This window comes from Sorangium sp. So ce375 (genome assembly GCF_051473855.1).
Taxonomy (GTDB): Bacteria; Myxococcota_A; Polyangia; order Polyangiales; family Polyangiaceae; genus Sorangium.
In genome coordinates, this window is sequence record NZ_CP150335.1 from 7787873 (window position 1) to 7811317 (window position 23445).

The 23445-nt window shown below is 70.2% G+C and carries 24 protein-coding genes and 3 pseudogenes; 12 read left to right on the forward strand and 15 right to left on the reverse strand.

The features are described 5' to 3' along the window. Window positions 1-30 precede the first annotated feature (30 nt). Together WME90_RS28675 and WME90_RS28680 are read right to left on the reverse strand one after the other, a co-directional pair. A pseudogene (locus WME90_RS28675) lies at window positions 31-162 on the reverse strand (transposase); the annotation flags it as partial. An 84-nt stretch (window positions 163-246) separates the two neighbouring features. Then, window positions 247-1461 (reverse strand): alpha/beta hydrolase family esterase, encoded by a 1215-nt coding sequence (locus tag WME90_RS28680; RefSeq protein WP_437275200.1) that lies wholly within the window; start codon window positions 1459-1461, stop codon window positions 247-249. A gap of 118 nt (window positions 1462-1579) precedes the next feature. On the opposite strand from WME90_RS28680, the gene WME90_RS28685 reads away from it, so the two are divergent. Continuing rightward, entirely contained in the window at window positions 1580-1735 is a 156-nt protein-coding gene (locus tag WME90_RS28685) for a recombinase family protein (protein ID WP_373372284.1), read from the forward strand. A 659-nt stretch (window positions 1736-2394) separates the two neighbouring features. Here the strand turns inward: WME90_RS28685 and WME90_RS28690 are convergent. Both WME90_RS28690 and WME90_RS28695 read right to left on the reverse strand, forming a co-directional pair. Then, window positions 2395-2547, reverse strand: coding sequence for a hypothetical protein (locus tag WME90_RS28690; protein WP_437275201.1), 153 nt, complete (start codon window positions 2545-2547; stop codon window positions 2395-2397). A gap of 29 nt (window positions 2548-2576) precedes the next feature. Continuing rightward, complete coding sequence (locus tag WME90_RS28695) at window positions 2577-3317, reverse strand: hypothetical protein (RefSeq protein WP_437275202.1); 741 nt, start codon at window positions 3315-3317, stop codon at window positions 2577-2579. 14 nt (window positions 3318-3331) lie between these two features. On the opposite strand from WME90_RS28695, the gene WME90_RS28700 reads away from it, so the two are divergent. Continuing rightward, complete coding sequence (locus WME90_RS28700; RefSeq protein ID WP_437275203.1) at window positions 3332-6364, forward strand: glycoside hydrolase family 3 protein; 3033 nt, start codon at window positions 3332-3334, stop codon at window positions 6362-6364. A 4-nt stretch (window positions 6365-6368) separates the two neighbouring features. Here WME90_RS28700 and WME90_RS28705 read toward each other — a convergent pair whose 3' ends face one another. From WME90_RS28705 to WME90_RS28735, 7 genes and pseudogenes are all read right to left on the reverse strand, one after another. Continuing rightward, window positions 6369-6623, reverse strand: coding sequence for a transposase (locus WME90_RS28705; protein ID WP_437283673.1), 255 nt, complete (start codon window positions 6621-6623; stop codon window positions 6369-6371). 155 nt (window positions 6624-6778) lie between these two features. Continuing rightward, a pseudogene (locus WME90_RS28710) lies at window positions 6779-6992 on the reverse strand (transposase zinc-binding domain-containing protein); the annotation flags it as partial. A 903-nt stretch (window positions 6993-7895) separates the two neighbouring features. Beyond that, window positions 7896-9374 carry a hypothetical protein gene (locus WME90_RS28715; RefSeq protein WP_437275204.1) on the reverse strand — a complete coding sequence of 493 codons (1479 nt, stop codon included), beginning with the start codon at window positions 9372-9374 and terminating at the stop codon, window positions 7896-7898. Window positions 9375-9422: 48 nt separating this feature from the next. Next, window positions 9423-10427 (reverse strand): hypothetical protein, encoded by a 1005-nt coding sequence (locus tag WME90_RS28720; protein ID WP_437275205.1) that lies wholly within the window; start codon window positions 10425-10427, stop codon window positions 9423-9425. Further along, a complete protein-coding gene (locus WME90_RS28725; protein ID WP_437275206.1) occupies window positions 10424-11101 on the reverse strand; it encodes an RNA polymerase sigma factor in 678 nt (225 codons plus the stop codon). The genes WME90_RS28720 and WME90_RS28725 overlap by 4 nt, the downstream gene beginning before the upstream one ends. Beyond that, window positions 11098-12123 (reverse strand): hypothetical protein, encoded by a 1026-nt coding sequence (locus WME90_RS28730; protein WP_437275207.1) that lies wholly within the window; start codon window positions 12121-12123, stop codon window positions 11098-11100. Before WME90_RS28730 ends, WME90_RS28725 begins: the two co-directional genes overlap by 4 nt. Before the next feature lie 427 nt (window positions 12124-12550). Then, window positions 12551-12955, reverse strand: coding sequence for a transposase (locus WME90_RS28735; protein WP_437283674.1), 405 nt, complete (start codon window positions 12953-12955; stop codon window positions 12551-12553). Here WME90_RS28735 and WME90_RS28740 point away from each other — a divergent pair. Further along, the gene (locus WME90_RS28740; protein ID WP_237244081.1) at window positions 12919-13056 is read left to right on the forward strand and encodes a hypothetical protein; all 138 of its coding nucleotides are present in this window, start codon (window positions 12919-12921) and stop codon (window positions 13054-13056) included. The two genes, WME90_RS28735 and WME90_RS28740, sit on opposite strands and share 37 nt — an antisense overlap. On the opposite strand, the pseudogene WME90_RS28745 reads toward WME90_RS28740, so the two are convergent. Together WME90_RS28745 and WME90_RS28750 are read right to left on the reverse strand one after the other, a co-directional pair. Further along, window positions 13015-13173: pseudogene (locus tag WME90_RS28745) on the reverse strand (transposase); the annotation flags it as partial. The gene WME90_RS28740 and the pseudogene WME90_RS28745 sit on opposite strands and share 42 nt — an antisense overlap. A gap of 26 nt (window positions 13174-13199) precedes the next feature. Continuing rightward, on the reverse strand, window positions 13200-13382 hold the full coding sequence (locus WME90_RS28750) for a hypothetical protein (protein WP_437275208.1): 183 nt from the start codon (window positions 13380-13382) through the stop codon (window positions 13200-13202). A 195-nt stretch (window positions 13383-13577) separates the two neighbouring features. Here WME90_RS28750 and WME90_RS28755 point away from each other — a divergent pair, with 195 nt between their 5' ends. The 5 genes from WME90_RS28755 (at window position 13578) to WME90_RS28775 (ending at window position 17330) form a co-directional block, all read left to right on the forward strand. Further along, window positions 13578-14033, forward strand: a complete 456-nt coding sequence (locus WME90_RS28755; protein WP_437283675.1) for a transposase — start codon at window positions 13578-13580, stop codon at window positions 14031-14033. Continuing rightward, window positions 13957-14535 carry a transposase gene (locus WME90_RS28760; protein WP_437283676.1) on the forward strand — a complete coding sequence of 193 codons (579 nt, stop codon included), beginning with the start codon at window positions 13957-13959 and terminating at the stop codon, window positions 14533-14535. The genes WME90_RS28755 and WME90_RS28760 overlap by 77 nt, the downstream gene beginning before the upstream one ends. A 307-nt stretch (window positions 14536-14842) precedes the next feature. Then, complete coding sequence (locus WME90_RS28765; RefSeq protein ID WP_437283677.1) at window positions 14843-16117, forward strand: MFS transporter; 1275 nt, start codon at window positions 14843-14845, stop codon at window positions 16115-16117. Between the two features lie 174 nt (window positions 16118-16291). Further along, window positions 16292-16690, forward strand: a complete 399-nt coding sequence (locus tag WME90_RS28770; RefSeq protein ID WP_437275209.1) for a hypothetical protein — start codon at window positions 16292-16294, stop codon at window positions 16688-16690. 346 nt (window positions 16691-17036) lie between these two features. Then, window positions 17037-17330: a protein-glutamine glutaminase family protein gene (locus WME90_RS28775; RefSeq protein ID WP_437275210.1), complete on the forward strand. Its 294-nt coding sequence runs from the start codon at window positions 17037-17039 to the stop codon at window positions 17328-17330. Between the two features lie 144 nt (window positions 17331-17474). Here the strand turns inward: WME90_RS28775 and WME90_RS28780 are convergent, their stop codons facing one another. Next, a complete protein-coding gene (locus WME90_RS28780) occupies window positions 17475-17993 on the reverse strand; it encodes an N-acetyltransferase family protein (protein ID WP_437275211.1) in 519 nt (172 codons plus the stop codon). A 214-nt stretch (window positions 17994-18207) separates the two neighbouring features. Between WME90_RS28780 and WME90_RS28785 the strand changes: the two genes are divergently transcribed. Further along, the gene (locus WME90_RS28785) at window positions 18208-18663 is read left to right on the forward strand and encodes a GNAT family N-acetyltransferase (protein ID WP_437275212.1); all 456 of its coding nucleotides are present in this window, start codon (window positions 18208-18210) and stop codon (window positions 18661-18663) included. 559 nt (window positions 18664-19222) lie between these two features. On the opposite strand, the gene WME90_RS28790 is transcribed toward WME90_RS28785, so the two are convergent. Beyond that, entirely contained in the window at window positions 19223-19723 is a 501-nt protein-coding gene (locus WME90_RS28790) for a hypothetical protein (protein ID WP_437275213.1), read from the reverse strand. Between the two features lie 406 nt (window positions 19724-20129). Here WME90_RS28790 and WME90_RS28795 point away from each other — a divergent pair, with 406 nt between their 5' ends. The 3 genes from WME90_RS28795 to WME90_RS28805 are packed head-to-tail and all read left to right on the forward strand — an operon-like array spanning window position 20130 to window position 23415. Further along, the gene (locus WME90_RS28795) at window positions 20130-20777 is read left to right on the forward strand and encodes an RNA polymerase sigma factor (RefSeq protein ID WP_437275214.1); all 648 of its coding nucleotides are present in this window, start codon (window positions 20130-20132) and stop codon (window positions 20775-20777) included. Next, a complete protein-coding gene (locus WME90_RS28800) occupies window positions 20753-22357 on the forward strand; it encodes a FecR domain-containing protein (protein WP_437275215.1) in 1605 nt (534 codons plus the stop codon). The genes WME90_RS28795 and WME90_RS28800 overlap by 25 nt, the downstream gene beginning before the upstream one ends. Then, window positions 22354-23415: a hypothetical protein gene (locus tag WME90_RS28805; RefSeq protein ID WP_437275216.1), complete on the forward strand. Its 1062-nt coding sequence runs from the start codon at window positions 22354-22356 to the stop codon at window positions 23413-23415. Before WME90_RS28800 ends, WME90_RS28805 begins: the two co-directional genes overlap by 4 nt. Window positions 23416-23445: the final 30 nt, after the last annotated feature.

Genomic DNA, 23445 nt, shown 5'->3' on the forward strand with positions numbered 1-23445 from the left:
GGCGCTGTCGAGAGAGCTCCACTTCCAGGCGATGCCGCGACGACCGTCATACAGGATGCCGGCCATCACGACTCGCGCTGAGACTGGAGGGCGACCTCCCTTCGGCTTCGGCGGCTCCGCTCGTATCAGCGGCTCGATCTGACGCCACAGAGCGTCGGGCACGTCGGCAAACTTGGCTTCCACAAAGCACTGGAGCTCACACTCGATCCGACCTTTCAAGAGGTTTTAGGCTCGACTCTTGGCAGCCTAGAACTGACTGAAGAACTTCCAAACCTCTTGTGGTTGCCAACGTTGACCACCCTCTCGCGGCGGATCAGGCGTGTGCGGTCCCACGAAGGAGCAGAACTCGACCGGATAACCCGTCGTGCAGCCCATGATGTTGGTGCACACGTGGTTTCCGGTGGCCCTTGTCGGCTCCTTCCAGGTGCAACCGTTCAGCCCGGCGTACGTCTGCGCCATCGAGACACCGCCACTGTACTGAAGGACGTTGTCGTTGGTGCCATGGGATGCGTAGAAGGCGACCGCTTCGCTCGGCTTGCAGTTGCCGGCACTGAGCTGCGCCGCTCCGTTGTAGATGGCGACGGCGCGGACACCCCAAGTGCCGGTTCCATCGAGTGGACGCGAGCAAGCCGTCCGGTAGGACATGCTGCCGCCGTAACTCCAGCCGTTTGCGAAGATCTTGCTCTTGTCGATACAGAAATTTTGCTCGACCTGCTCTACCACGGCGTCCGCGAGTGCCACGTTCGAGCCGCTTGAGTCGGGCCACCCGCAGCCGCTTTCCCCGTTGCCAGTCCCGGTGCACGGCGTTCCGTTCTTCTCCCCATTGGGAGCCACGAAGATCGTACTGCTGGCGGCGTCGGCGATGTCCTTCAGCCAGTAGTAGTTCTGCTGATACATCTGCTTGTCGTTTCCATCGAGCTGATGCCAAGCGATGACCAATCTGTACGGCTTCGTATTGTCGTAGTTGGCCGGCACGCTCAGGATGTATCGACGTTGCCGATTCGCCGCCGTAATCGAGATCGGGTTGCCGTTATTGTACATGCTGGCGTCAATGGTCGGCCTTTTGCCGCACCCGGCGGACAACGTACCCGTGTCCGAGCCTCCACCAGCGCCACCACCGGACCCGGCCCCGCCGGCTCCGCTACCACCTGAGCCAGCAGCCCCGCCCGTGTCCGAGCCGCCCGTGGCCGAGCCGCCCGTGGCCGAGCCGCCCGTGGCCGAGCCGCCCGTGTCCGAGCCGCCCGTGGCCGAGCCGCCCGTGGCCGAGCCGCCGGTGGCCGAGCCGCCCGTGGACGAGCCGCCCGTGGACGAGCCGCCCGTGGCCACGGCACCGGTGCCTGCGGAACCATTGGGAGCGCTACCTCCAGAGCCCTGCGTGTCGCCCGAATCGGACGAGCAACCGACGAGCGCCGAGGCACACGCGAACGAGTTGAGAATGACGACGAGGAAAGCGCGGTTCATTAGGCCTCTCCATAAAGGGGACGTACGGGTTTACCTACCGTTTGTAAGTACCGGAGTCACGGTCTAGAAATTTATTCCTTCGCTGTTCGCTCCCTCGGTCCGATCCGCGGGTGAGCACGTGGGCGCTCGTGGGCGACGCCGAGCTGGCGCGGGCTGGATGCACTCCGCCATTCGCGAGATGCTGCGAAACCCAAAGTACGTCGGCGAATTCTCGTTCGGTCGACGGAGGTGGAATTTGTCAACGCGGATGAGACAGCGGTCACGAGAATCCTAACTCGGCACGCGCTCTCGTATCGCCGGTGGCCGCGGCGGGCTCGTACCTCGGTACAACGTCGCACGGCTCACTCCCAGCGCGGCGCACGCGGCGACCACCGAGACCCCAGGCTCGGCGAAGTCTTCCACCAGGTCCATCAGCTGTCTCCGTGCGGATAGGACAAGCAAACACGTTCCGCAAAGTCAAGATTCTCGGAGCCGTTCCTGGCTCGTGCAGTCTGACTGTACGAGCTTATCGACAGAACGGGCCTTATGCGATCAGACAAGCCTTCCACTCGTGAAACGCCTGCGATTACCGCGACGTCGCACCAAGCGAAAGGCATCCTACCGTATAGCTGTACACTACTGGCACCAAGCGGAAGGCATCCTACCGTATAGCTGTACACTACTGAGCTCGTCCAAACGGCCGCCGTCGCGGTTCGCGGCGCGTCGTGATGGCCGGCGCACGCACCTCAGGTCAGACCTCCCCCCGGCCACGTCGTCGAGCAGCGTCCCTCCCCTTTCAGTTTCGTCACGCGGGGTCCGCCGGGTACCGCGCGCGGCACTCCAGCGGCTCGGCGAACAGACCGAGGTGGCTCAAGATCTTCCTCGCCGTCGCCTTGTCCGTGATCGCGGCCATGAGTCGCATCCGCCCGCTGCATCGCGGGCACGCGAGAACATCTACTGCGTAAGTCCGCCGCAAAAGCTTCGCCCATTCGACGCGAGGCGACGTCGCCAGAAGGAGCCCATCCACCAGCCGATCAGCACCAGCGGATGGCGCGGCGGCGGCACCAGCGCGGCGAGCCTCGCGAAAAACACAATCGGCGTCATCACCCGATGCGTTCCTTTTCGCCGCGGGTATTTCACCTGATAGGCCACCCGACCGTCGCGGAGGATGCTGAGCCGCTCCAAAGCGAAGCAGGGACGCGCGGCATGGTGCGCACCGGCGCGCGTCGCTGCGTGCAAGGTGAAGCCGTCGAGCGCAGCGCACAGCGGCTTGTCGTACGCGAGCGCGCTCGGACAATACGACGAGAGCCCGCGGAGCCATTGCGGGGCGACGACGTATGGCGCGGCTCTCGTCCCGAGACGGCGGAAGCACAGAGCGCGGCCTCGGGCTCGTCGTCCTCCTCGACGTCGTGCTCGATCTCGAGATGCCCGTGCCGCCGGAGGTAACGGAGCATCCGCCCGACGGCGTGCTCTAGGACTTGACCGACCTCGCCCGTTCGCAGGTGACCGAGTTCGTTCCACACGAGCTCGGTGCCGTCTTCGTGATAAGCCCCGTCGAGGAAGACCACGTGCAGGCTCACCGAGGTGGAACCGCCGCTCGCCGCGCCGGAGGAAGCGTCCTGCTCGGGGTCGGCGCAGGCGGCGTCGAGCAGCGCAAAGGCGAGCAGCGCGCCCGCGATCGTCCAATGTTGCGACATGGCGTTCTTCCTTGCTGCCTTGGTGGCTGGAGGAGGATCGAGGATACCGAAAGCCTGGTCCGCCGAGAAGCGATGAATCGTGGTCTGCGTGTAGGTGTGGCGTGAGCGATGGCCGACAGAGGTCCTGATAGAAGCAGACTGCGGGACTATAAATTTGACGCCCCACTGCGCCGGGACCATGCTCCGGCGCTGGTATGAAGCATTGTAACCAATACGGTAGATGGCTGCTGGTCGCAGCCCTGACCATCCCTGTTCCCGCCTGCGGGGACGACTCCACGGATCCCCCGGCTGACGCGACAGGGTCGGGCGGCTCCGGCGCGGGCTCCACCACCGGCACCGCCGGTGGCGGCGGCGACGGCGGCTCCGGCGCGGGCTCCACCACCGGCACCGCCGGTGGCGGCGGCGACGGCGGCTCCGGCGCAGGCTCCACCACCGGCACCGCCGGCGGCGGCGGCGACGGCGGCTCCGGCGCAGGCACCACCACCGGCACCGGCGGTAGCGGCGGCGCGGGCGGCTCCGGCGCAGGCACCACCACCGGCACCGGCGGCAGCGGCGGCGCGGGCGGCTCCGGCGCAGGCACCACCACCGGCACCGGCGGCAGCGGCGGCGCGGGCGGCTCCGGCGCAGGCTCCACGGGCACCGCCGGCGGCGGCGGCGAAGGCGGCTCCGGCGCAGGCTCCACCACCGGCACCGCCGGCGGCGGCGGCGCGGGCGGCGAGAGCGCGTCGGTCGAATGGCCGACGGTGACGAGCGAGATCGCGCTCGACCCGGAGATCGAGGACGCCATCGCCGAGCTGCTCGCGCAGATGAGCGTGGCGCAGAAGGTCGGCCAGATGGTCCAGCCCGAGATCCTGGCGATCACGCCGGACCAGGTCCGGGAGTACCACATCGGCTCGGTGCTGAACGGCGGCGGCTCCTGGCCGGGCCGCTCCAAGCACGCGACCGTGGCCGACTGGGTCGACCTCGCGGACGCCTATTACGCGGCCTCCATCGACACGAGCGGCGCGCCCGGCGAGCACCTCGGCATCCCCGTCATCTGGGGCGTGGACGCGGTGCACGGCCACAACAACGTGATCGGCGCGACGCTGTTCCCGCAGAACATCGGGCTCGGCGCCATGAACGATCCCGATCTCATCGAGGAGATCGGCGCCATCACCGCCGCCGAGGTCGCCGTCACCGGGCTCGACTGGGCCTTCGCCCCCACGCTCGCCGTGGTGCGGGACGATCGGTGGGGCCGCTCCTACGAGGGCTACTCCGAGGATCCGGAGATCGTGAGGAGCTACGCGGGCCGGATGATCCGGGGCCTGCAGGGCCGGCCGGCGGACAGCGCGGACCTGTTCAACGGCGCGCACGTGGTCGCGACCGCCAAGCACTTCATGGGCGACGGCGGGACCGAGCAGGGCAAGGACCAGGGCAACACCGTCTGCTCCGAGGAGGCTCTGCGCGACATCCACGCCCAGGGCTACCTCTCCGCGCTCGCGGCGGGCGCGCAGACCGTGATGGCGTCGTTCAGCAGCTGGAACGGCGACAAGATGCACGGCAATCAGTACCTGCTCACCGACATCCTCAAGGGCCAGCTCGGCTTCACCGGCTTCGTCGTCGGCGACTGGAACGGGCACGGCCAGCTCCCGGGTTGTAACAACACGCGGTGCGCCGCGGCGATCAACGCCGGGGTGGACATGATCATGGTGCCCAACGACTGGATGGCGTTCATCGAGAACACCATCGCCCAGGCGGAGAGCGGCGAGATCCCGATGGCCCGCATCGACGACGCGGTGACCCGGATCCTGCGCGTGAAGATGCGGGCCGGCCTCCTCGGCCCCAGGGCGAGCAAGGGCGCCCCGTCGACCCGGTCGGTCGCCGGCGACGCCGCGCTCCTCGCCGCGCCTGAGCACCGGGCCGTGGCGCGCGAGGCCGTGCGCAAGTCGCTCGTCCTGCTCAAGAACAAGGGCGATGTCCTGCCGCTCAGCAAGTCGATGAACGTCCTCGTGGCCGGCAAGACCGCAAACAACATCCAGAACCAGTCCGGCGGCTGGACGCTGACCTGGCAGGGCACCGGCAACACCAACGCCGATTTCCCGAACGCGCAGTCCATCTACGCCGGCATCGAGGAGACGATCACGGCCGCCGGGCTGAGCGGCGCTGCGACCCTGAGCCCCGACGGCACCGCCGCGGCCGACACCTTCGACGCCGCGATCGTGGTCATCGGCGAGACGCCCTACGCCGAGGGCCAGGGCGATATAGGCAAGTTCGAGACGCTCGAGCACGCGAACCTCTACCCCGAGGACCTCGCCGTCATCGAGACCATCCGCGCCCAGGCGCCGAGTGTGCCCATCGTCACGGTGTTCGTGTCGGGCCGCCCGCTCCACACCAACAAGGAGCTCAACCGGTCAGACGCGTTCGTGGCGGCCTGGCTGCCGGGCAGCGAGGGCGGCGGCGTCGCCGACGTGCTCTTCGGCGATCACGAGTTCCAGGGCAAGCTGTCGTTCTCGTGGCCCTCGGCCGACTGCCAGACGTCCATCAACAGGGGAGACGGCGAAGAGCCGCTCTTCGCGTATGGCTATGGCCTCGTGACCACCGACGCCGACGCGCTCGGCGACGATCTGCCCGAGGTCTCCACGGGCCACGGCTGCGATGCCCCGGACCCGGGGGCGGCCGGCACCACGAGCGAGCCGCTCGAGATCTTCGTGGATGGCGAGGACAAGGGCGACTACGTGCTGCGCATCGGCGGCCCCTCGAACTGGGGCGGCATCGACGTGGGCATGGGGGCCACCCTGCCCGGCGGCGAGGTCAGCGTGAGCACGATCGACGGCGAGATCCAGGGCAGCGCCAAGCAGGTGACCTGGAGCGCGACGGGCCAGATCTACGCGCAGGTCTCGGCGGGCGCGCCCGGGGTCGATCTGTCGCCTTACTACAACTCGGAGACCTCGATCGTCTTCCGGGCGCGCGTCGATGCTCCGCCCGAGGGCCCGCTGGTCACGCTGTCAGCCCACTGCGTGTATCCCTGCCTCGGCGACATCAACATCGCCAATACGCTGACCTCCATCGCGGACGGGGAGTGGCACGAGGTCTCCGTCCCGCTGAAGTGCCTGACGGACAACGGGCTCGACATCACCAACGTCAACACGCCCTTCCTCCTCTACTCGGAGTCGCCGATGGACGTGGCGATCGAGGACGTCCGCTGGGAGCCCTTCACCGCCGGCCCCACCCCCACCTGCACGTTCTGATCCTCTAGCGCGGCTCTCGTCCCGAGACGGCGGAAGCACAGAGCGCGGCCTCGGGCTCGTCGTCCTCCTCGACGTCGTGCTCGATCTCGAGATGCCCGTGCCGCCGGAGGTAACGGAGCATCCGCCCGACGGCGTGCTCTAGGACTTGACCGACCTCGCCCGTTCGCAGGTGACCGAGTTCGTTCCACACGAGCTCGGTGCCGTCTTCGTGATAAGCCCCGTCGAGGAAGACCACGTGCAGATGCGGATTGAGCCGCATGTCGCCGGACGTGCGTTGCACGACGGTCACCGCGCCGCTCTTGACCGCGCCGCACGCTCCTCGGCGCGCACCGCGCTCTTCGTAGAACCGCTCCACGCTCTCGACGAAGATGCGGGTCAGCACCCCGAACAACACCCCGTCCTGGGCGAGCCTGCGCCGCCACGGAAACGGAAACGTCAACACCCACGGACGGTGCGCCACCTCGGGCAGGACGTCCTCGATCAGGGTCGCCGCCGTGGCACACATGCGTCGGCCCAGACACGACGGGCAGAAACCGCGTCCTTTACAGCTGAAGGCCACCAGCCGACTCTCTTCGCAGCGCTCGCACCGGAGCCGCGCGAACCCGCGGCAGAGCAGCCCGCAGTCGAGATAGGCTTTGAGCTCCTTCTTCGCGTGCTTGGGTATCCGGACGGCGATTGCGCCGTCGTCAATGGCCCCGTACAGCGTCTCCACGTTGTCGCGCACGATCGCGTAGAGCGTCGTCTTCTCGGGGCGACGGCGCTCGTAGACGACGCCCGTGGTGCGAGCCGCGCTGGCCGCACGGCGCCGACACCGCACGCCGCACGCCACGCGGTGAGGGCGCGTTTTCGCCGCGAATTTCGACAACCCGCCGGGCCATCGCCCATGGCGGCGCCATGGCGGAGTGGCGGGCCGGGGGCCGGCGGGCCGCGACGCTCGCTGCCGCGGCGGCGGAGGCGCTCGCCGAGCCCCCGGCTCGCGGCAGGGAAGCAGGCACCGAGCCACGCGGCCGAGCGCACCGCGGACCAGAACGTGGAGGCCGCCCGTGAGGAGCCCGGAGCGCCTCCTGCTGCAGCAAAGCCCCGTGACGCCGCTGCGGCAAAGCCCCGCGATGCGGCGCCAAGGTCAGCACGTCGCGACCAGGCGGAGCCGGCGGCGGGCGCGCCGACCGCGAAACCGGGGCTGCTCAGGCGGTTGCTGAGCCTGTTCCGGCGATCCGGCTAGTATCGCGGCAGCGCGAGGCCGAAGGCGCGCCCGCCCCCGCGCGACCGGGCGGCGGGCCGGCTGCGCCGGCGCGTTCGCGGCCGGCGCCCGAGGGCCGCGTGTGCTGCTGCGACGGCACGCTGTCGCCGACCTGCACCTACGTGAAGCGGGGTTGCTGCTCACACCACGGCGGCGTCTGCGCGTGCCCCTAGTCGCAGGGCCATCGGCCCCGCCCCGCGTGCATTCCGCTCATCCCACCCCCGGCTCGGGATCCAGCGCGCGCCCGACCGGCGGACGACGCGCTTCCTTCGAGAACTGCTCGAAGCAGGGTCACGGCGCTGCGACGTTGAGCTTCGTCACGACATTTCCTCCCAATCTGTAGAAAAACGGGGATCCAGTCGCGCCGCTGTCGTCTTCCCCCAAAATGGCGACGTTTCCTCCGGGGTCCACGGCGAGGCTCAGCACGTTGCTGAGCTCGGGGCCGAGGGTTTGGGACCACGAAATATGCCCATCCCCGTCGAGCCGCACGACGAACCTCCGCTCAGCTCCGTCCTCTGCGCCGAGCGCCGTGCCGTCGGCATCGAGGGTCCCGGTGAAGGTGCCCGCAACGAAGGTGTTCCCGAGAGCGTCGACACCGAGGCTCACTGCTTTGGATGCAGAGCTGCCCGCGATGACTCGGCTCCAGATGTGGCCTCCACGAGCGTCGAATTTCGCCACGAAGGCATTGTCGGATGAACAATCCGCGCCAACCAGCGGTCCGCCGCCGAAATCGAAGTCGCAGTGCGCGCTCCCGGCGAGGAACACGCTTCCGTCGCCGTCCACCGCGATGCCAGCGAGGCCTTGTTGGCTATCCGAGGCTGATTGACGATGGAGAGGAGCTGTCCACGCCTTGCTCCAGAGATCGTTGCCCGAGGCGTCCAACCGCGCGAGCCAGAGCCGCGCGAATAGGCCTGAACCGTCATCGTAGATGTCCGAGTCGTCGGCCGCGATCACGATATGCCCTGAAGCGTCGACGGCCATGATGCCGCCTGGCGTGTACCTGCCGCTGCCGCCCGGGGAGAACTTGCTCCAGACAAAGTCTCCCATCGCATCGAACTTCGCCGCGTAGCCGCTCGTCGGGTCGTAATCACCCTCTACGTACGGTAGCAGACCTCCCCCGAGATCGAGGTCCCCGTAGTATCTTCCCACGAGCACCACGCCACCCGTCGTCGGATCCACCGCGATGGATCGGATATACCAATCTGCTTGATACCCGGCGTTGAGGTGCTTGCTCCACAGGGGGGTGCCGGCGCTGTCGAGCTTGTCCAGGAAGATGTCGTATGAGGTCGCGAACGTGCGTACGAGGAACATGTTGCAGTCCGCGTCGAAAACGATGTGCTGGCCGGCCTGCGGGCCCGAATCATCGCCGAAGAGCTTGCTGAGGGTGTGGTTGCCCGCGGCATCGTACTTCGCCAGGAGGAGGTCGTCGATTCCCCCGGACCGGAGCACGCCGCCGCCCAAGTCGACGTCCGACGCCGTGTACCCTGTCACGCCGAGGTTGCCGGATGGATCGAAGGCGATGCCCGTGATCGCCAGCGGAAAAGTGCCACCCACTGCCGGCCAGTCGTCCAGGCTGAAGGGACGGGAGGCCACCGGCGTGCTGCACCTGCCCGAGTTGCCCGTGCCGCCGGAACCCGACGAGCCGCCCGTGTCCGAGCCATCGGGGTCGAGATCGCCGATCGGCACGCGAACTATGGCGCACCCAAACGTGGTGGCTGAGAGGGCGACCGGGAACCACAACAAGGAGAGCGCTAGCTGCGAAAGTCTCATGAGCGAGGATCCTCCACCGTCCGGCGATCTCTCGCTCCGCGCTTTTGATCACGGAATCGTGCTTGAACAGCGACCCACCTTGATCATGCGCGGCGCCTGAGCGGAGCGCGGGCTCCGCGCGGCGAAGGCGCACGCGTGCGATGCGGCCTCCGCGATGTGCCCTGCGGCCACGAGGGCGTCGACGCGGAGGACGTCGCGCTCGATGGCGAGGCTACCTCCTGGAAAGCGGGCCGCGTGCTCGGCGGTGAAGCGAAGGGCGAGCGGCGCGTCCCCCCGCGCGAGGGCCGCTCGCGCGGCGTCGATGAGCCGGAGCTCGTCCGAGAGTACGAAGGTGGGTGTCGCAGGGGCCGGCGCGGCCTGCTCACTGCTGGGTTCTCGTGGAAGGGGGTCGACGGCGGGGACCGCCGTCACCGAAGGAGCGGAGGAGGGGACCTGGCGCGCGAGCCCGGTCCCCTGGGGCGCGGGCGCCACGTCCTTGATCGACGCCGCTGCGCGCGGGGCGGGCGACGCCGCTGCGCGCGGGGCGGGCGACGCCGCTGCGCGCGGGGCGGGCGACGCCGCTGCGAGCGGGGCGGGCGACGCCGCTGCGAGCGGGGCGGGCTCGGCGGCAGGGGCGACGGCGGGCTCCGCCTTCGCAGGCAGGGCGGGCTGCTCCTGCGTGGCCTCCTGCGTGGGTGAAGCGGCCGCCGGCGCCACCTCGCCGATCTCCGCTGCGCGAGGCGAGGCCGCGCGCGGCGAGCGCACGGGGGCTGCGGACGCGACGGCGTCCGCGTGACGGCTCGCCGCCACGTACGCACCCCCGAGCACGAATGCGACCGACGTGACGCCGATGGACGCGACGAGCACCGCCTTCAGGCCGAACGCGTGAGCGGCCTGCGCCGCGATCGCCCCGCTCGCCTTGGCCGTACCGACGCCGAGCTTCGTCGTTGCGGCCGCGGTCGCCGTCCCCACCGCGGCGGCCGCGAGGGCCTTCGCGCGGAGCGAGGAAGGCGCCTTCGCCGTCCTCCCGGCGCGCAGCAGCGCGCGGTCGAAGTCGTCGTACGAGTCGCTCACGGCCGCCTCCCGCCGCTCACCGGAAGACCCTTCTTCAAGCGCTCCGTCGCTCGCTTCCACGCTTCACGGGCGCGGCGGAGCCGTGACGCCACGGTCCCTGGCGGCAAGTCCAGCAGATGGGCTATGTCCGCCATCGTCTCCTCTTCGATCTCGTGGAGCACGAACACCGCGCGAAGCTCGTCGTCCAGCGCCTCGAGCGACGCATCCAGCAGCCTGCGCGCGCGCGCCTCGTCGAGGCGGCTGTCCGGCTGCTCGCCCGCCGGCGCCGAGGGCTCGCCCGTGAGCTCTTCGTGACGTGCTCGCCGGGTTCGCTCGCGCCGGACCATGTGAACCACGACCGAGACGAGGTACGAGCGCTCCTTGCCGGGAAGGATCGCGTCGAGGCGCGACGCCGCCACCACGAACGCTTCCTGCGCAATGTCCTCGGCCGCCGCCTCACCCACGCCCATCCGGCACGCGAACCGCCACAGGAACTCGAGGTGCGACGCGAGCTCTTCGAGCCGCGCCTCGCGGGCGGCGTCGGTGGTGGACTTGCAGGGGGAACGCGCCTGCGCGTCGACGAGTCCGCCCAGAGGGCGAGCCAAGCGGACGGCGGTGGAACCGGGGGCGTCGTCGGTGGTGGTGATCACGAGGGGCTCGTCCCAGGCGATCCACGAGGTCCCCGGTTTGATCACGGAAAATATGCCCCGATGGAGAGCGCGGCGTCCAGCCGCACGGCGGGCGCTTGATACGCCGTCCCGCCGTTCACGTAGAAGAACTCGTCCCGAACGAGGGGCAGCGCGGGCCCGACCTGCCCATCCACGAAGGACCATGCGCCGAGCAGCGCGCGCACCCGTGCGCCGGCGCCCGCCTCGAGCCACGGGCGCCACCGGCTGTCGACCTTCGGGGCTCCCTCCCCCGAGGCGAGCAACGCGCCCGCATCGAGCATCATGTAAGCGCTCACGAAGACACGATCGCCGAGGGATGCGCCGAGCGGCGCCAGCGAGGCACGAGCGGTGAGCCAGGTGAGGCTCACCGCCGCTCCCCCTCCGAGCGCGGTGCGCGGCAATGTCGCCCCCACGCCGAGCTCGGCCCATGGAAAGAGCGCTCGATCCGCCGCGAGCCCGCCCGAGAGCCGCGCGCCTGTCGGCCCTACGTAGAGCGGTGTGGCCACCAGGCCGAGCGCCGCATACAGCTTCGTCGCGGGCGTGGTCTCGCGAGCCGTGGTTCGCCACGGTCTCGCCGGCGGCGCGGCGAAGGTTGGGCTGATCTCGCGGGCTGTGCCTTGCGACGGTCTCGCCGGCGGCGTCAGGGGGAGAGGCTCGGCGCGGGAAGCTTCGACCCGGGCCTCCTCGTCGTCGCCGGCCATCGTGACGACCAGCCCGAGCGCCGAGGCGGCTTCCGCGCAGGAATCTGCCACGATCGTGCGCGCTTCGATGGCGCCGTGCGCGCCTTCTCCCGAGATCACCAGCGTCACCGCGCTCGGCGGCTCCGCTTCGCGCACGTGGACCCGGAGCCGTACCGTGGAGTCGGCGTCGACGCGCCCTCCGCGCAGCGCGGCCGCCGCACGCACGTCGTCGAGCGTCACGCAGCGCTGCTCATCGAGCTCCACCGCGACCCCGACGCTCGCGGCGTGGACGGCCTCCGCTCGTACCAGAACGAGCCATCCCACCACCGCGATCGCGCCCTGGCGCACGGCGTCGCCCAGCGCGCGCACCCGACGAGCATCGCTCGACGGGGCGGAGACTTTCTGAAGTCGAGGTGCCACGGGCCGGGAGGATAAGACGAACAGTGTCTTTTATCTTGAAGGCAAGGTAGCGATCTGAAACCCATCACGCGCAGTTGGATCCTCTCTCCGGACCCCTGGCCGGCCATCCTGACGGATGGAACCAGGCGCGCCCTCGCACCACGGCGGCATCCGCCCCCCAGCCCCCACGCGCGCCCGCGGCGGGCTCTGCGCCCGCCCGTGCGTGCCCGCCGACACGCGCGATCGAGGCTCTCCTGTGAACCTGGTGTTTCCTTGATGTTCTAAGTACCGTTCTGGCTCGCCGCCGCGGGGCGGCGTCTCTGCGCTTCGTCTCCGCGCTCTCAGGAGGGGCCATGGCCGTCGCCGACTCGCAGTCCGCTCATCCCCAGAAGCCCGCTCATGCGCGTAGGTAAAAGAAGCCGGATCGCAGCGCGAAGGTGTGAAAGCGCGGCGGCGGGACGCTGGCCGCGAGGCGGCACAGGAGCGAGAGCGGATCCATGTCCACCGCGACAGTCCCGTCAGCGAAGGCGCGCTTGAGCGACAGCCGCGCCAGGCCGTCCTGCTGCGGCTCGACGCGCTCCTTTGCGATCGGGGGTCGCAGCACGTAACGCAGCAGCGCCTCCCTCGCCGCGGCATGGTGCGCACCGGCGCGCGTCGCTGCGTGCAAGGTGAAGCCGTCGAGCGCAGCGCACAGCGGCTTGTCATACGCGAGCGCGCTCGGAGAAGACGGCGAGAGCCCGCGGAGCCATTGCGGGGCGACGACGTATGGCGCGGCTCTCGTCCCGAGACGGCGGAGGCACAGAGCGCTGCCTCGGGCTCGTCGTCCTCCTCGACGTCGTGCTCGATGTCGAGATGCCCGTGCCGCCGGAGGTAATGGAGCATCCGCCCGACGGCGTGCTCTAGGACCTGACCGACCTCGCGCGTTCGCAGGGGACCGAGCTCGTTCCACACGAGCTCGGTGCCGTCTTCGTGATAAGCCCCGTCGAGGAAGACCACGTGCAGATGCGGATTGAGCCGCATGTCGCCGGACGTGTGTTGCACGACGGTCACCGCGCCGCTCTTGACCGCGCCGCACGCGCCTCGGCGCGCGGCGCCACCGGCAGCCCGAGCAGCCGTCCGATCGCCTCGTGAACGACCCGGGCCGCCACCTCATCCCCGAGGGCGACGGCGCGGCATAGGGTGCTGGCGAGCGAGGCGACCACCGCAGCCCGACGCGACGGATCGGTCACGGCGAGCTCCCCAAGCCCGGGGCTTGGCCGCTGGGCCCGGGTTGGGTCCACGCCCTCCGAACGGGTGCGATCCGTCGTCACGCCCTCCGGAAATCCCCGGGGATGCGACGGATCGCGACGGTTCGCCCCCACGGAATCGTCCCGCCAGAAACACCGGTCGATGGCGAGCGGTTGCTGGAAACAGTAGCGATTCTCATGGCTTCCGCCTGTTTCGCCGCCGAGGGCGGCTCTGGTGTGGCCCAACGGGGCGCCCTCCGCCTTCGCGTCGCCCGCGGTGAAGGGCCCGCGGCATCACCGATCGGGGTCGGCGCCTGGCCTGGCGGCGCAGCGCCGCGGGATTCTCCTTCGCTGCTCGCGAGCATCGCCGGCGCACGGACGGGCTCGGTCGGGTTCCCTCAGAGATTCGGCTCGAGCTTGAACGTTCACGTCCATTTTCACACGCTGGCAATCGACGGCGTTTTCGAGAAGACCGCCGCTGGCAATCGACGGCGTTTTCGAGAAGACCGCCATGGGCGTGCGCTTCCACGATGCGCCGCCGCCTTCAAAGGACGATGTCAGCGAGGTGGCGCGACGGGTGCGCGAGCGTGCGCTTCTTTGGCTACGGCGCCGCGGCTACCTCGACGAGCGCGCGGCCGAGGAGCGCAGCAATGAGACCATCGAGCCCTCCGCGCTCGATGCGTGTACCCAGCTCGCACTCGCAGGTGGAGCGTATCTTGCGCGGCCTTTCGAGCACAAGGACAGTCCCGACGCGGCTTTCGAGCGCCGAGAGCGACGCTTCTCCGCGGCGTGCGACGGGTTCGAGGTGCATTGCGCGGTGCGCATCGCAGCGGATGACGGCGGTCGACGATCCGCGCGCGAGAGGCTCGTGCGGTACTGCTCCCGCCCGGCCTTCGCACTCGCTCGAATCGAGCTCCTGCCCGATGGGCGTATAGCGTACTTGCTGAAGACACCTCGGCGGGGACGCACTCACAGCCCCGAACGGCAGCACCCGCGCGCGATCCAACGTGGGAACCGATGGCGTTCGGGTTCGACGCGGCGTAGGTGGGCACCCGGCCCGAGCCCGTCATGGCGAACGCACGTCGCGGTCCGTCGAGCCGGAGCTGCACCCAATGCACGGCGCGCGGGCCCTGTGACGGGGCGAGCGGGTGTTTGATGCGCGATAGACGGCTCGCCAGGCGCCGTTCCCGCGGGGCTTGACACGGGCGAGAGCTCTATCGTTTCCTATCCGCTTAGATGGCTGTTCCGCAGGAGTAGCCGCTCCGCGGAGCGGCGACACGGCAACCCACAGCCAAGCGCATGTCAACCATCGCATGCAGCGCGGCTGTACGATTGGACGGCCGCTACGAGAGGAGCTTGACTTTCGGATCGAGTTTGGATTTCTTAGCCTATCGAGAGGATTGGAGGATGGCATGCAGCACGCAGGGGGCGCGGCCCCGGACATGGGCCCCGCGGCCCCGGACATGGGCGTCGCGACCCCGGACATCGGCGCCGCGACCCTGAAGCGGATCACCCGTGGCCTGATGCCGCTCTTCTGCCTGATGTACCTGATCGCGTACATCGACCGGCAGAACGTCTCCTATGCCAAGCTGGAGATGGTGGGCGCCCTGGGCCTCACCGAAGCCGCATACGGCCTCGGCGCCTCGCTGTTCTTCCTCGGCTACTTCCTGTTCGAGGCGCCGGCCAACCTGATCCTCGTCCGCGTCGGCGCCGGGGTCTGGTTCAGCCGGATCATGGGCACCTGGGGCCTCGTCACCATCGCGCTGGGGTTCACCCAGAGCCCGGCCATGTTCTTCGTCCTGCGCTTCCTGCTGGGCGTGACGGAGGCCGGCTTCTTCCCGGGCGTGCTCTACGTCCTGACCCTCTGGTACCCGCATGCGCACCGCGCCCGCATGATCGGCGCCTTCATGATGGCCAGCGCCGTGGCCAACGCGGTGGGCTCGGTCATCGGCGGCGCGCTGCTCGATCTCAACGGCCTCCTGGGACTGGCTGGCTGGCAGTGGGTGTTCGTGGCCACCGGCGCTCCCGCCGTCCTGCTCGCGCCCTACGTCCTCTGGCGCCTGCCGAGCCACCCCGAGCAGGCCCGCTTCCTCACCCCCGACCAGAAGGCCTGGCTCGCCAGGACCCTCGCCGCGGAGCCCCGCCAACAGGCGGAAGGCTCCCCCTGGCGGGCCTTGCTGGACATACGAGTGATGGCGCTCGCCGGCCTGTATGTCGGCTTGCCGCTCGGCGCTTACGGCCTCAGCTACTGGCTGCCCACCCTCGTGAAGGGCTTCGGCGCCTCGAACATCCAGAACGGCTTCATCAACGTCATCCCCTGGGTCTTCGTCGCCTTGGCGCTCTGGTGGGTGCCGCGCCATGCCGCCCGCAACGGCGTCAGCGCCTGGCACATCTCCGGCCCCATGCTGCTGGGCGCCGTCACCCTGGTGCTGAGCGTGGTCGTGCCGGGCGCAGCGCCCAAGTTCGCCCTGCTGTGCGTCGCCGCCGCCGCCATCTTCGCCGGCCAGCCGGTGTTCTGGAGCGTGCCCCAGAAGCTCCTCGCGGGCCCGCACGCCGCCGCTGGCATCGCCGCCATCAACTCGGTGGGCAACCTCGGCGGCTTCGTGGCCCAGAACGTGGTGCCGCGCATCTACGACGCGACCGGCAGCCAGCTCGCCCCCATGCTGTTTCTGGCCGGCTGCCTGCTCATCGCCGGCGTCAGCATCCGGGTGCTCGTCCCCCGGCTGGCAGGCTGGTAGGGCGCCGGCGGATCAGGCCTGGCGGCCGCAGGCCGCCGCCAGCATCCGCAACTTCTACCCGATAACCACGGTCCTGCACCGCAAACTCGCCCGGAAGGAGCCTCGACCAACACGCGCCCTGCGCGGACGCGCGTGGCGAGGTGTCGCCTGGCCCTTTCCCGTTCGCTTCACGCGGTGCAGGACTTCTACGCACACCCGAACTGGGTCGAGCTCGGCGACGACGTCCTCGTGGACCAGTCGCTCACCGTCACGAGGAGCTCAACAAAGACAAGAGCACATTGCCCGGTCGCACGGCGCAGCATCGAGCGGAGAAGCCGCTCGCGATCCGACAGACACGCCATGAGTGGTGCCGACTCGATCAGCTCGCTCACGATGCGTGGGCGATGCCGGAGCTCGTGTCCGCGCAGGATCCGGAGCAGAAGGTCTGCCCATCATCGCAAGCGGGCAAGCCGCCGCCCCCGCCGGACGTCCCCGTGCTCGTGGCGTCGGAGCTCGCTGGATCGAAGTCCGGGTTCTCGGGGCTGCACGCGACAGGCAGACACAGCGTGTCTCATCAGGAAAAGCTCTTCATGATGAGCATTGTACACCGAGGCACTGCGCCCCTGCAGAGGGAAGTCCTCGCGTCGCGGTGCGTGGTTGCGCACAGCAGGAAAACGGCGCGATCCGATGCGGTTCGAGCGAAGGACGACCGGGGTTGCCGGCATCCACCCGGTAACCGTCGAGCGGCGGCGCAGGAGCCAGCCGAGCCTCGAGAATCGCCGATGTCCGCCGTGCGGGGACCGCGAGCGGTGCTTTGGTGCGCCGCACCCCGTGGTCCCCGACATGCTCCGAGCGTGACGGCTCCTCTCGGGGCGCTTCATGTCTTACGCAGGGAGATCAGATTCATGCGACAGTCTTATTTTACTCTTGCAAGAATGTTGTGTGTCGCGGGGGCGGCCCTGGCCGCCTCGGCCTGTGGCGGCTGGTCTTCCAGACAACCAACGAGCCGTCCGGAACCGCGACGTGGTCCCACCACGTCGCGCCCGTGGTCCGGGTCGGTGGACAGCTCATGATCCTGGACGTCGCCATCGATCCGTCGCGGCCCCTCCCGATCGCGGAGTGGCCCTCTCGGTTCAGCGTCGCCGACGACATCGACGTCGCTATCTCAACGGTTTGGCAGCCTGGAGCCGACACAAAAATCACCTATCGATTTTGGCGATCGAGCATTGCGTAGAATTGCTTGGCAGCGAGACTGCTAGTTGCATCGCCGCACTCAGAACCACGCAACGTCAACGTTGGCGATTCGCAGTGGCCGGCACCTTCCCATACAAGCCAAAACGCAAGAGTATCGTTCTAGAGAGCGCGCAAGGTTCGCGCTTTACGGACCAACCCACAGAGCCATGTAAACGTCGTCAAGATACTCGTTCGGACCGATCTTCAGCCGCCTCGTCTTACGCCCCTCTTCGACGAACCCGAGTGATCGATAAAGCGCGATCGCGGGCTCGTTCGACGAGCGCACCTGAAGCTCGACTTTTTCAACGCGCGGGTTTGACCGCGCCCAGCGCAAGAGCGAGTTCATGAGGGCTCTGCCAACGCCTTGGCGTTGATGGCCTTCGTGAACGGCGATCATCAGCCTGACGACGTGCGACGTCGCGTCAAGTGAGAGCGGTTCCAAGAACGCATGCCCGACGACCGTGCCCGCGTGTTCGGCGACGAGATAGATGCCGCCGCAGCGATCGTCGAGCTCGACTATCTTCTTTCGAAGGTCGTCGTCGACGATTTCGTCGGGCATCGAGGCGAGCTTCCCCGGAACGCTCGCGATCGCGCGCTCGGCTGCCGCGAGCAGCGGCGCGTCCTCCGGCCGTGCTTCTCGGATCAAAGGCACATCGAACCCCATGACGTTCTCTTATCACTCGACGGGGCCGGTTGCAGACGCCGTCACGCGGAGAGCTGGTCCGCTCGCAGCACATCGCGAGGTCAGGAGCCCGTCGCTAGAATGCCGAAGCCATGCATGCCGAAGCCATGCCCTTGCGCCAGCAGACACCGCCCGGCGGAGACCGGCGCGCCGCCGTCCCCGGCGCGCCCGGTCGGCTCGCCTGCCTGAGGTCCCCGTGATCCGGGCCGCTCGCCCCGAGGAGGCTGAGCTCCTCGGCGCGCTCGCCCTCCGTTCCAAGGTGCACTGGGGCTACACGCGCGAGTTCATGGAGGCGTGCCGCGCGGAGCTCTCGATCTCGCCGGCGTACGTGGCGCGGCATCCGACCTTCGTCCTGGTGCGCGGAGACGAGGCGCTCGGGTTTTACACGCTCGAGGCCCTGAGCTCGACCCGGGTGGAGCTCGGCCACCTCTTCGTCGAGCCGGAGGAGATCGGGCGCGGTCATGGCCGCGCGCTCCTGGCGCACGCGCGCGACGAAGCGTGGCGACGCGGGTACCGCGTCCTCGTGATCCAGGGCGATCCTAACGCCGGGCGGTTCTACGAGGCCTGCGGCGCGCGGCGCGTGGGCGAGAAGGGCTCTGCCAGCATCCCTGGCCGGCTGCTCCCGCTCTTCGAGCTCGACCTGTCGCGCTGACGCGCCGCCGCTCGCGCTGGCCGAGCCTCCACGAACTCGGCAACGTGAATCGATCTCCGGATCCTGTTCGTCCTCGATGGCGTGTCGTACTGAATGTTCGGTCGGCCCGGGGCTTGGTCTCCGTGAACACGGAGAGCAGGCGTCGGAGACGCGGCGACCCAAGGGCTCAGCTCGTTCACTCGATCGGGCGCGAACAGCTGTCCTGTGCCACATCGGCCGCCATCTCCGACAGTGCCGGCCAAGGCCAAGACAGTTCGGTTTCCGCGGATCTCCGCACCTGTCCTATCCGGGCGCCTCGTCAATGCGGCTTGCTACCGTCGGCGCGACCTTTCTCTCCCCTCCGGTGCTGGCACCAGGCCGAGCAGCCGGCCGATCGCCTCGTGAACGATCCGCGCCGCCTCCTCATCCCCAAGGGCGACGGCGCGGTTCAGGGGGCCGGCGAGCGAGGCAACCACGAGGGCCCGAGGCGACGCGTCGGCCGACGCGAGCTTCCCAGGATCGAGGCTCGCCGGTTGGGCCCGGGTTGGGCCCAACCCCACCGACGGGCAGCGATCCGTCGTCACGCCTCCCTGAAATTCGGGGCAAAGCACCGGATCGCGACGGTTCGCCCCCGCGGAATCGTCCCGCCAGGATTTCTGACACGCGGAACTAGCGCGGCCGCGACGCGGACGCGGGGGTTCGGGGCGGAGCCCCGAGGAAACAAAGCTAGGGCCGCCCGCGCAAAGCCGCCGCGAAGCGGCGCAGAAGTCCGGCCATCCCTGGCCGGACTCCTGGCGGGCGGAACTAGAGGGCTGAGGCCGCCGCGGGGCCCTCCGATTCCCCAGCGCGCGCCCCCGGGATGAAGAGGCACATCTCCCGGGAGCCTCTCGACAGCCTCCGGCTTGAGTCTCACCTCTCCCGGGAGCCTCTCGACACCCTCCGGCTTGAGTTTCATCTCTCCCGGGAGCCTCTCGACAGCCTCCGGCTTGAGCCTCACCTCTCCCGGGAGCCTCTCGACAGCCTCCGGCTTGAGTTTCATCTCTCCCGGGAGCCTCTCGACAGCCTCCGGCTTGAGCCTCACCTCTCCCGGGAGCTCTCGACACCCTCTGGCTTGAGTTTCATCTCTCCCGGGAGCCTCTCGACAGCCTCCGGCTCGAGTCTCACCTCTCCCGGGAGCCTCTAAACAGGTGGTGGGGTAGTTACCCCAGTCTGCTTGAAACGACCCCACTTCTGTGGGCGCAAACAGCCCCACTATTCCTCGCCGTCGCCGTCGCCGTCGCCGTCGCCGATCGCCCGCGCCGGCGACAGCTCCCGCAGCGCGACCTTGCGCCGCAACGCTCGCCTGAAGGCTCGGCCGGCCGCCGCAGGAACGGCCCTTCGTGGAGCTGAGCGGCCCCTGCGTCGCTCGCCGCGAGCCTCGGGGGGAAATCGTGCGACCCCGTGAGCCGTGGGCCTCCCCTCGCGGGACTTCAGCAGAGGAGCCTCGATTGACCCGCCCGTTGAAGCTCGTCCGAGCGCCGCCGCCCGCCCCGAAGCAAGCCTTCGCCGGCGACGACGCGGCGCTCGTGTACGCGTTCCGGAGCGGAGACCCCGGGGCGCGCGCCGCCCTCTACGACCGGTTCGCGGATCACGTCCACCGGGTGCTCTACCGGCTGCTCGGCTTCAGCGACGACCTGGCCGACCTGCACCACGACGTCTTCGTCCGCGCGCTCGGCTCGCTGCCGGGCCTCGAGGACCCGAGCGCGCTCAAGGGCTGGCTCACGATGATCGCGGTGCACGTGGCGCGATCGTCGATCACCCGCAGGAAGCGGCGCAGCTGGCTCTGGTTCCTGCCGAGCGAGGAGCTGCCCGAGATCGAGTCCGGCGCGGCGTCGGGCGACGTGCTGGACGCGCTGCGCGCGACCTACGCGGTCCTCGACGCGCTCCCGGTGGACGAGCGCATCGCCTTCGCGCTCCGGTTCATCGACGGCATGGAGCTCACCGAGGTCGCCGCGGCGTGCGAGACCTCGCTCGCGACGATCAAGCGGCGGCTCGCCCGCGCCAGCGCCCGCTTCGAGGCCGAAGCGCGCAAGCAACCCGCGCTCGTGGCGTGGCTCGATGGAGGTACCCGGTGGGGCAATCCGAGCGCTCGCTGACCACCCTGGGGCGGCATGTGGCCGAGCTTCAGGACCGGACGCCGGAGGCGCGGCTCGATCGCGAGCGCGGGCGGGCGCGGCTGCTCGCAGCGGCGCCGCTGCCCGATGCAGAGCAGGCCGATCGCGGAGGGGGGCCCCGCCACAGGGCCTCCTGGGCGCCGCGGCTGGCGAGGCTCGGCGGGGATGGCGCGGCCAGCAGCCCGAGGCCGCGCTCGCCTGGAAGGCGGTTCCCGGCGGGGGTCGCCGCCTCGCTGGCAGCGGCGGCGCTGCTCGTCGCCGCGCTCGCGGTGGCGCTCGTGGCGCGCCCCCGCGCTCCGATGAGCTTCGAGCTCGGGACGGCCGATCCAGGGGTCGTCGGCGCGTGGATCGCCGCGCCCGCCACGGCGGAGCTGCCGATCCGGTTCTCCGACGGCACGTTGCTCCGCCTCGCGCCCGGGGGGCGCGCCCGCGTCGCCTCGGTGGGCGCCGACGGCGCGGAGCTCTCCCTGGAACGAGGCGCGCTCGATCTCTCGGTCGTCCACCGCGAGGGCGCGCGCTGGACGGTGCGGGTCGGGCCGTTCCAGGTTCACGTGATCGGGACGCGCTTCGAGACCCGATGGGACCCGGTGACCGAGCGGCTCGTGCTCGCGCTGCGCGAGGGGGCGATCACGATCTCCGGGCCGGTCGTGGGCGATTCGCGCGCCGTGCGCGCCGGCGAGCGGCTCACCATCTCGCCCGCGACGAGCACCCTCGAGGTGAGCGCCATCGACGCCGTCGCGGGCCCCGCCTCGACAGCGACCGCCCCAGGCCCAGCCGTTCCGAGCGCGGCCGATCCCGGCGCGGTCGCCCCGAGCGCGGCCGATCCAGACGCGGAGGCTCCGAGCGCGGCCGATCCCGGCGCGGTCGCCCCGAGCACGGCCGCTCCGAGCGCGGCTGCGCCCTCGACGGGCGGGCCCTCGGCGGGCGGCCCCTCGGCGCCCGCCCGCACCCCGGACGCCAGGACGGCCGTGCTGGAAGGGCGAGCGAGCGACCAGAGTCCGATCGCGCCCTCGCCCGCGCTCCGAGAGACGCCCCCATGGCGCACCTTGGCCCTCGACGCCAGGTACAGGGAAGCCCTGGCCGCCGCGGAGCGCGAGGGGTTCGACGCGATCTGCGGCGCCGCGAGCGCGGGCGATCTGCACGCGCTCGGCGACGCGGCCCGGCTCGGCGGGAGCCCGGCGCGCGCCGCCCAGGCCTTCGCCGCCCTCCGCGCCAGGTTCCCCGGCTCGCCCGAGGCCGCGTCGGCCGCGTTCATGCTGGGAAGGATCGCCCAGGACCAGAGCAAGGACCACGCGGGCGCCGCGGGCTGGTTCACCCGCTACCTGAGCGAGCAGCCGGCGGGGGCGTTCGCCGCCGATGCCGCGGGGCGCCTCGTCGAGGCGGAGGACAAGCGGGGCGACGAGGCGGGCGCCCGACGAGCGGCGGAGCGGTACCTCGCCGCTCATCCCAGCGGCCCGCACGCGGCGTACGCGAGGCACGTGCTCGCGCGCAGGTCGAAGCCGGTCACCCCCGGCGGCTCGCCCGGCGAGCCGGGCCCTGCCGCCGAGCCTCCGGCGCCGTGACACGCCGCTTCGCGCCGCTCCTCCTCGCCGCGGCCACGCTCGCAGCAGGGGCCTCCCTCGCGAAGGGCGCGAGTGCCGATGAGACCCAGTCCGAAGCCCCCTCGACGATCGCAGTCCTCTGCGCCCCCGGCGATCGCTTCGGCCTGCGGGTCATCGCCGAGATCGAGTCGCTGGGCTTCCGCGCGGAGCTGCTCGACCCCGCGGCCGCGCCGGCGTCGCGCGCGTCCCTCGAGGCTTCGGCGCGCGCGGTGGGCGCGATCGCCGCGATCCGCGCCGTCCCCACCGAGCGCGGCGTCGAGGTGTGGATCACCGATCGGGTGACCGGGAAGACCGTCCTCCGCGAGATGGTGGACGACGGCGGCACGCCCGACCGCGACGCGGCGCTCGCGCTCCGCGCCGTCGAGCTCCTGCGCGCCAGCCTCCTCGAGGTGGCCCTGCCCGCGCCGCCCCCCGGAGAGGTGCCCGCGACGCCCGAGATCCGCGAGAAGATGCGCGTCCCCTCGCCGGCCGCGCCGCCACCGCCGGCAGAGAGGGCGTCGCCGGCGCTCCGCCTCTCGCTCGCTCCCGGCGTGCTCCTGAGCCCAGGCGGCTTCGGCGCGGCGGTCGACATCCACCTCGGCCTCGCCTGGATGCCGAGCGAGCACGTCGGCGCGATCGGGTTTGCCGCGATTCCGCTCACCTCCCCCCGGATCGAGCGGCCGCAAGGCAGCGCCGACCTCTCGGTCCTGCTCGCCGGTGGGGGCGCGCGCTTCCTGCTGGCCGCGCGCGCCAGCCCGTGGGCGGCTTCTGCCGATCTCGGCCTCGCGGCCGTGTCGCTCTGGAGCACGGGGGTGGCCAGCGCAGGCTTCCGCGCGAGCGGGTCCGCCGCCGTGGCCGTCAGCCCCTTCGCGAGCTTCGGCCTCTCCTTCGCCCTGACCCCCACGTTCCGCCTGCACGCGGCCGTCCTCGCGAGCGGGGTCCTCCAGGGTGTCTCCGTCCAGTTCGCCCAGCACGAGACCGCGACCTGGGGCAAACCGTTCATCCTCTCTTCAGCCGGCATCGAGCTCGGTTTGTTTTGATGAGCCGCCCTCGCGCCCCGGAGAGACTTC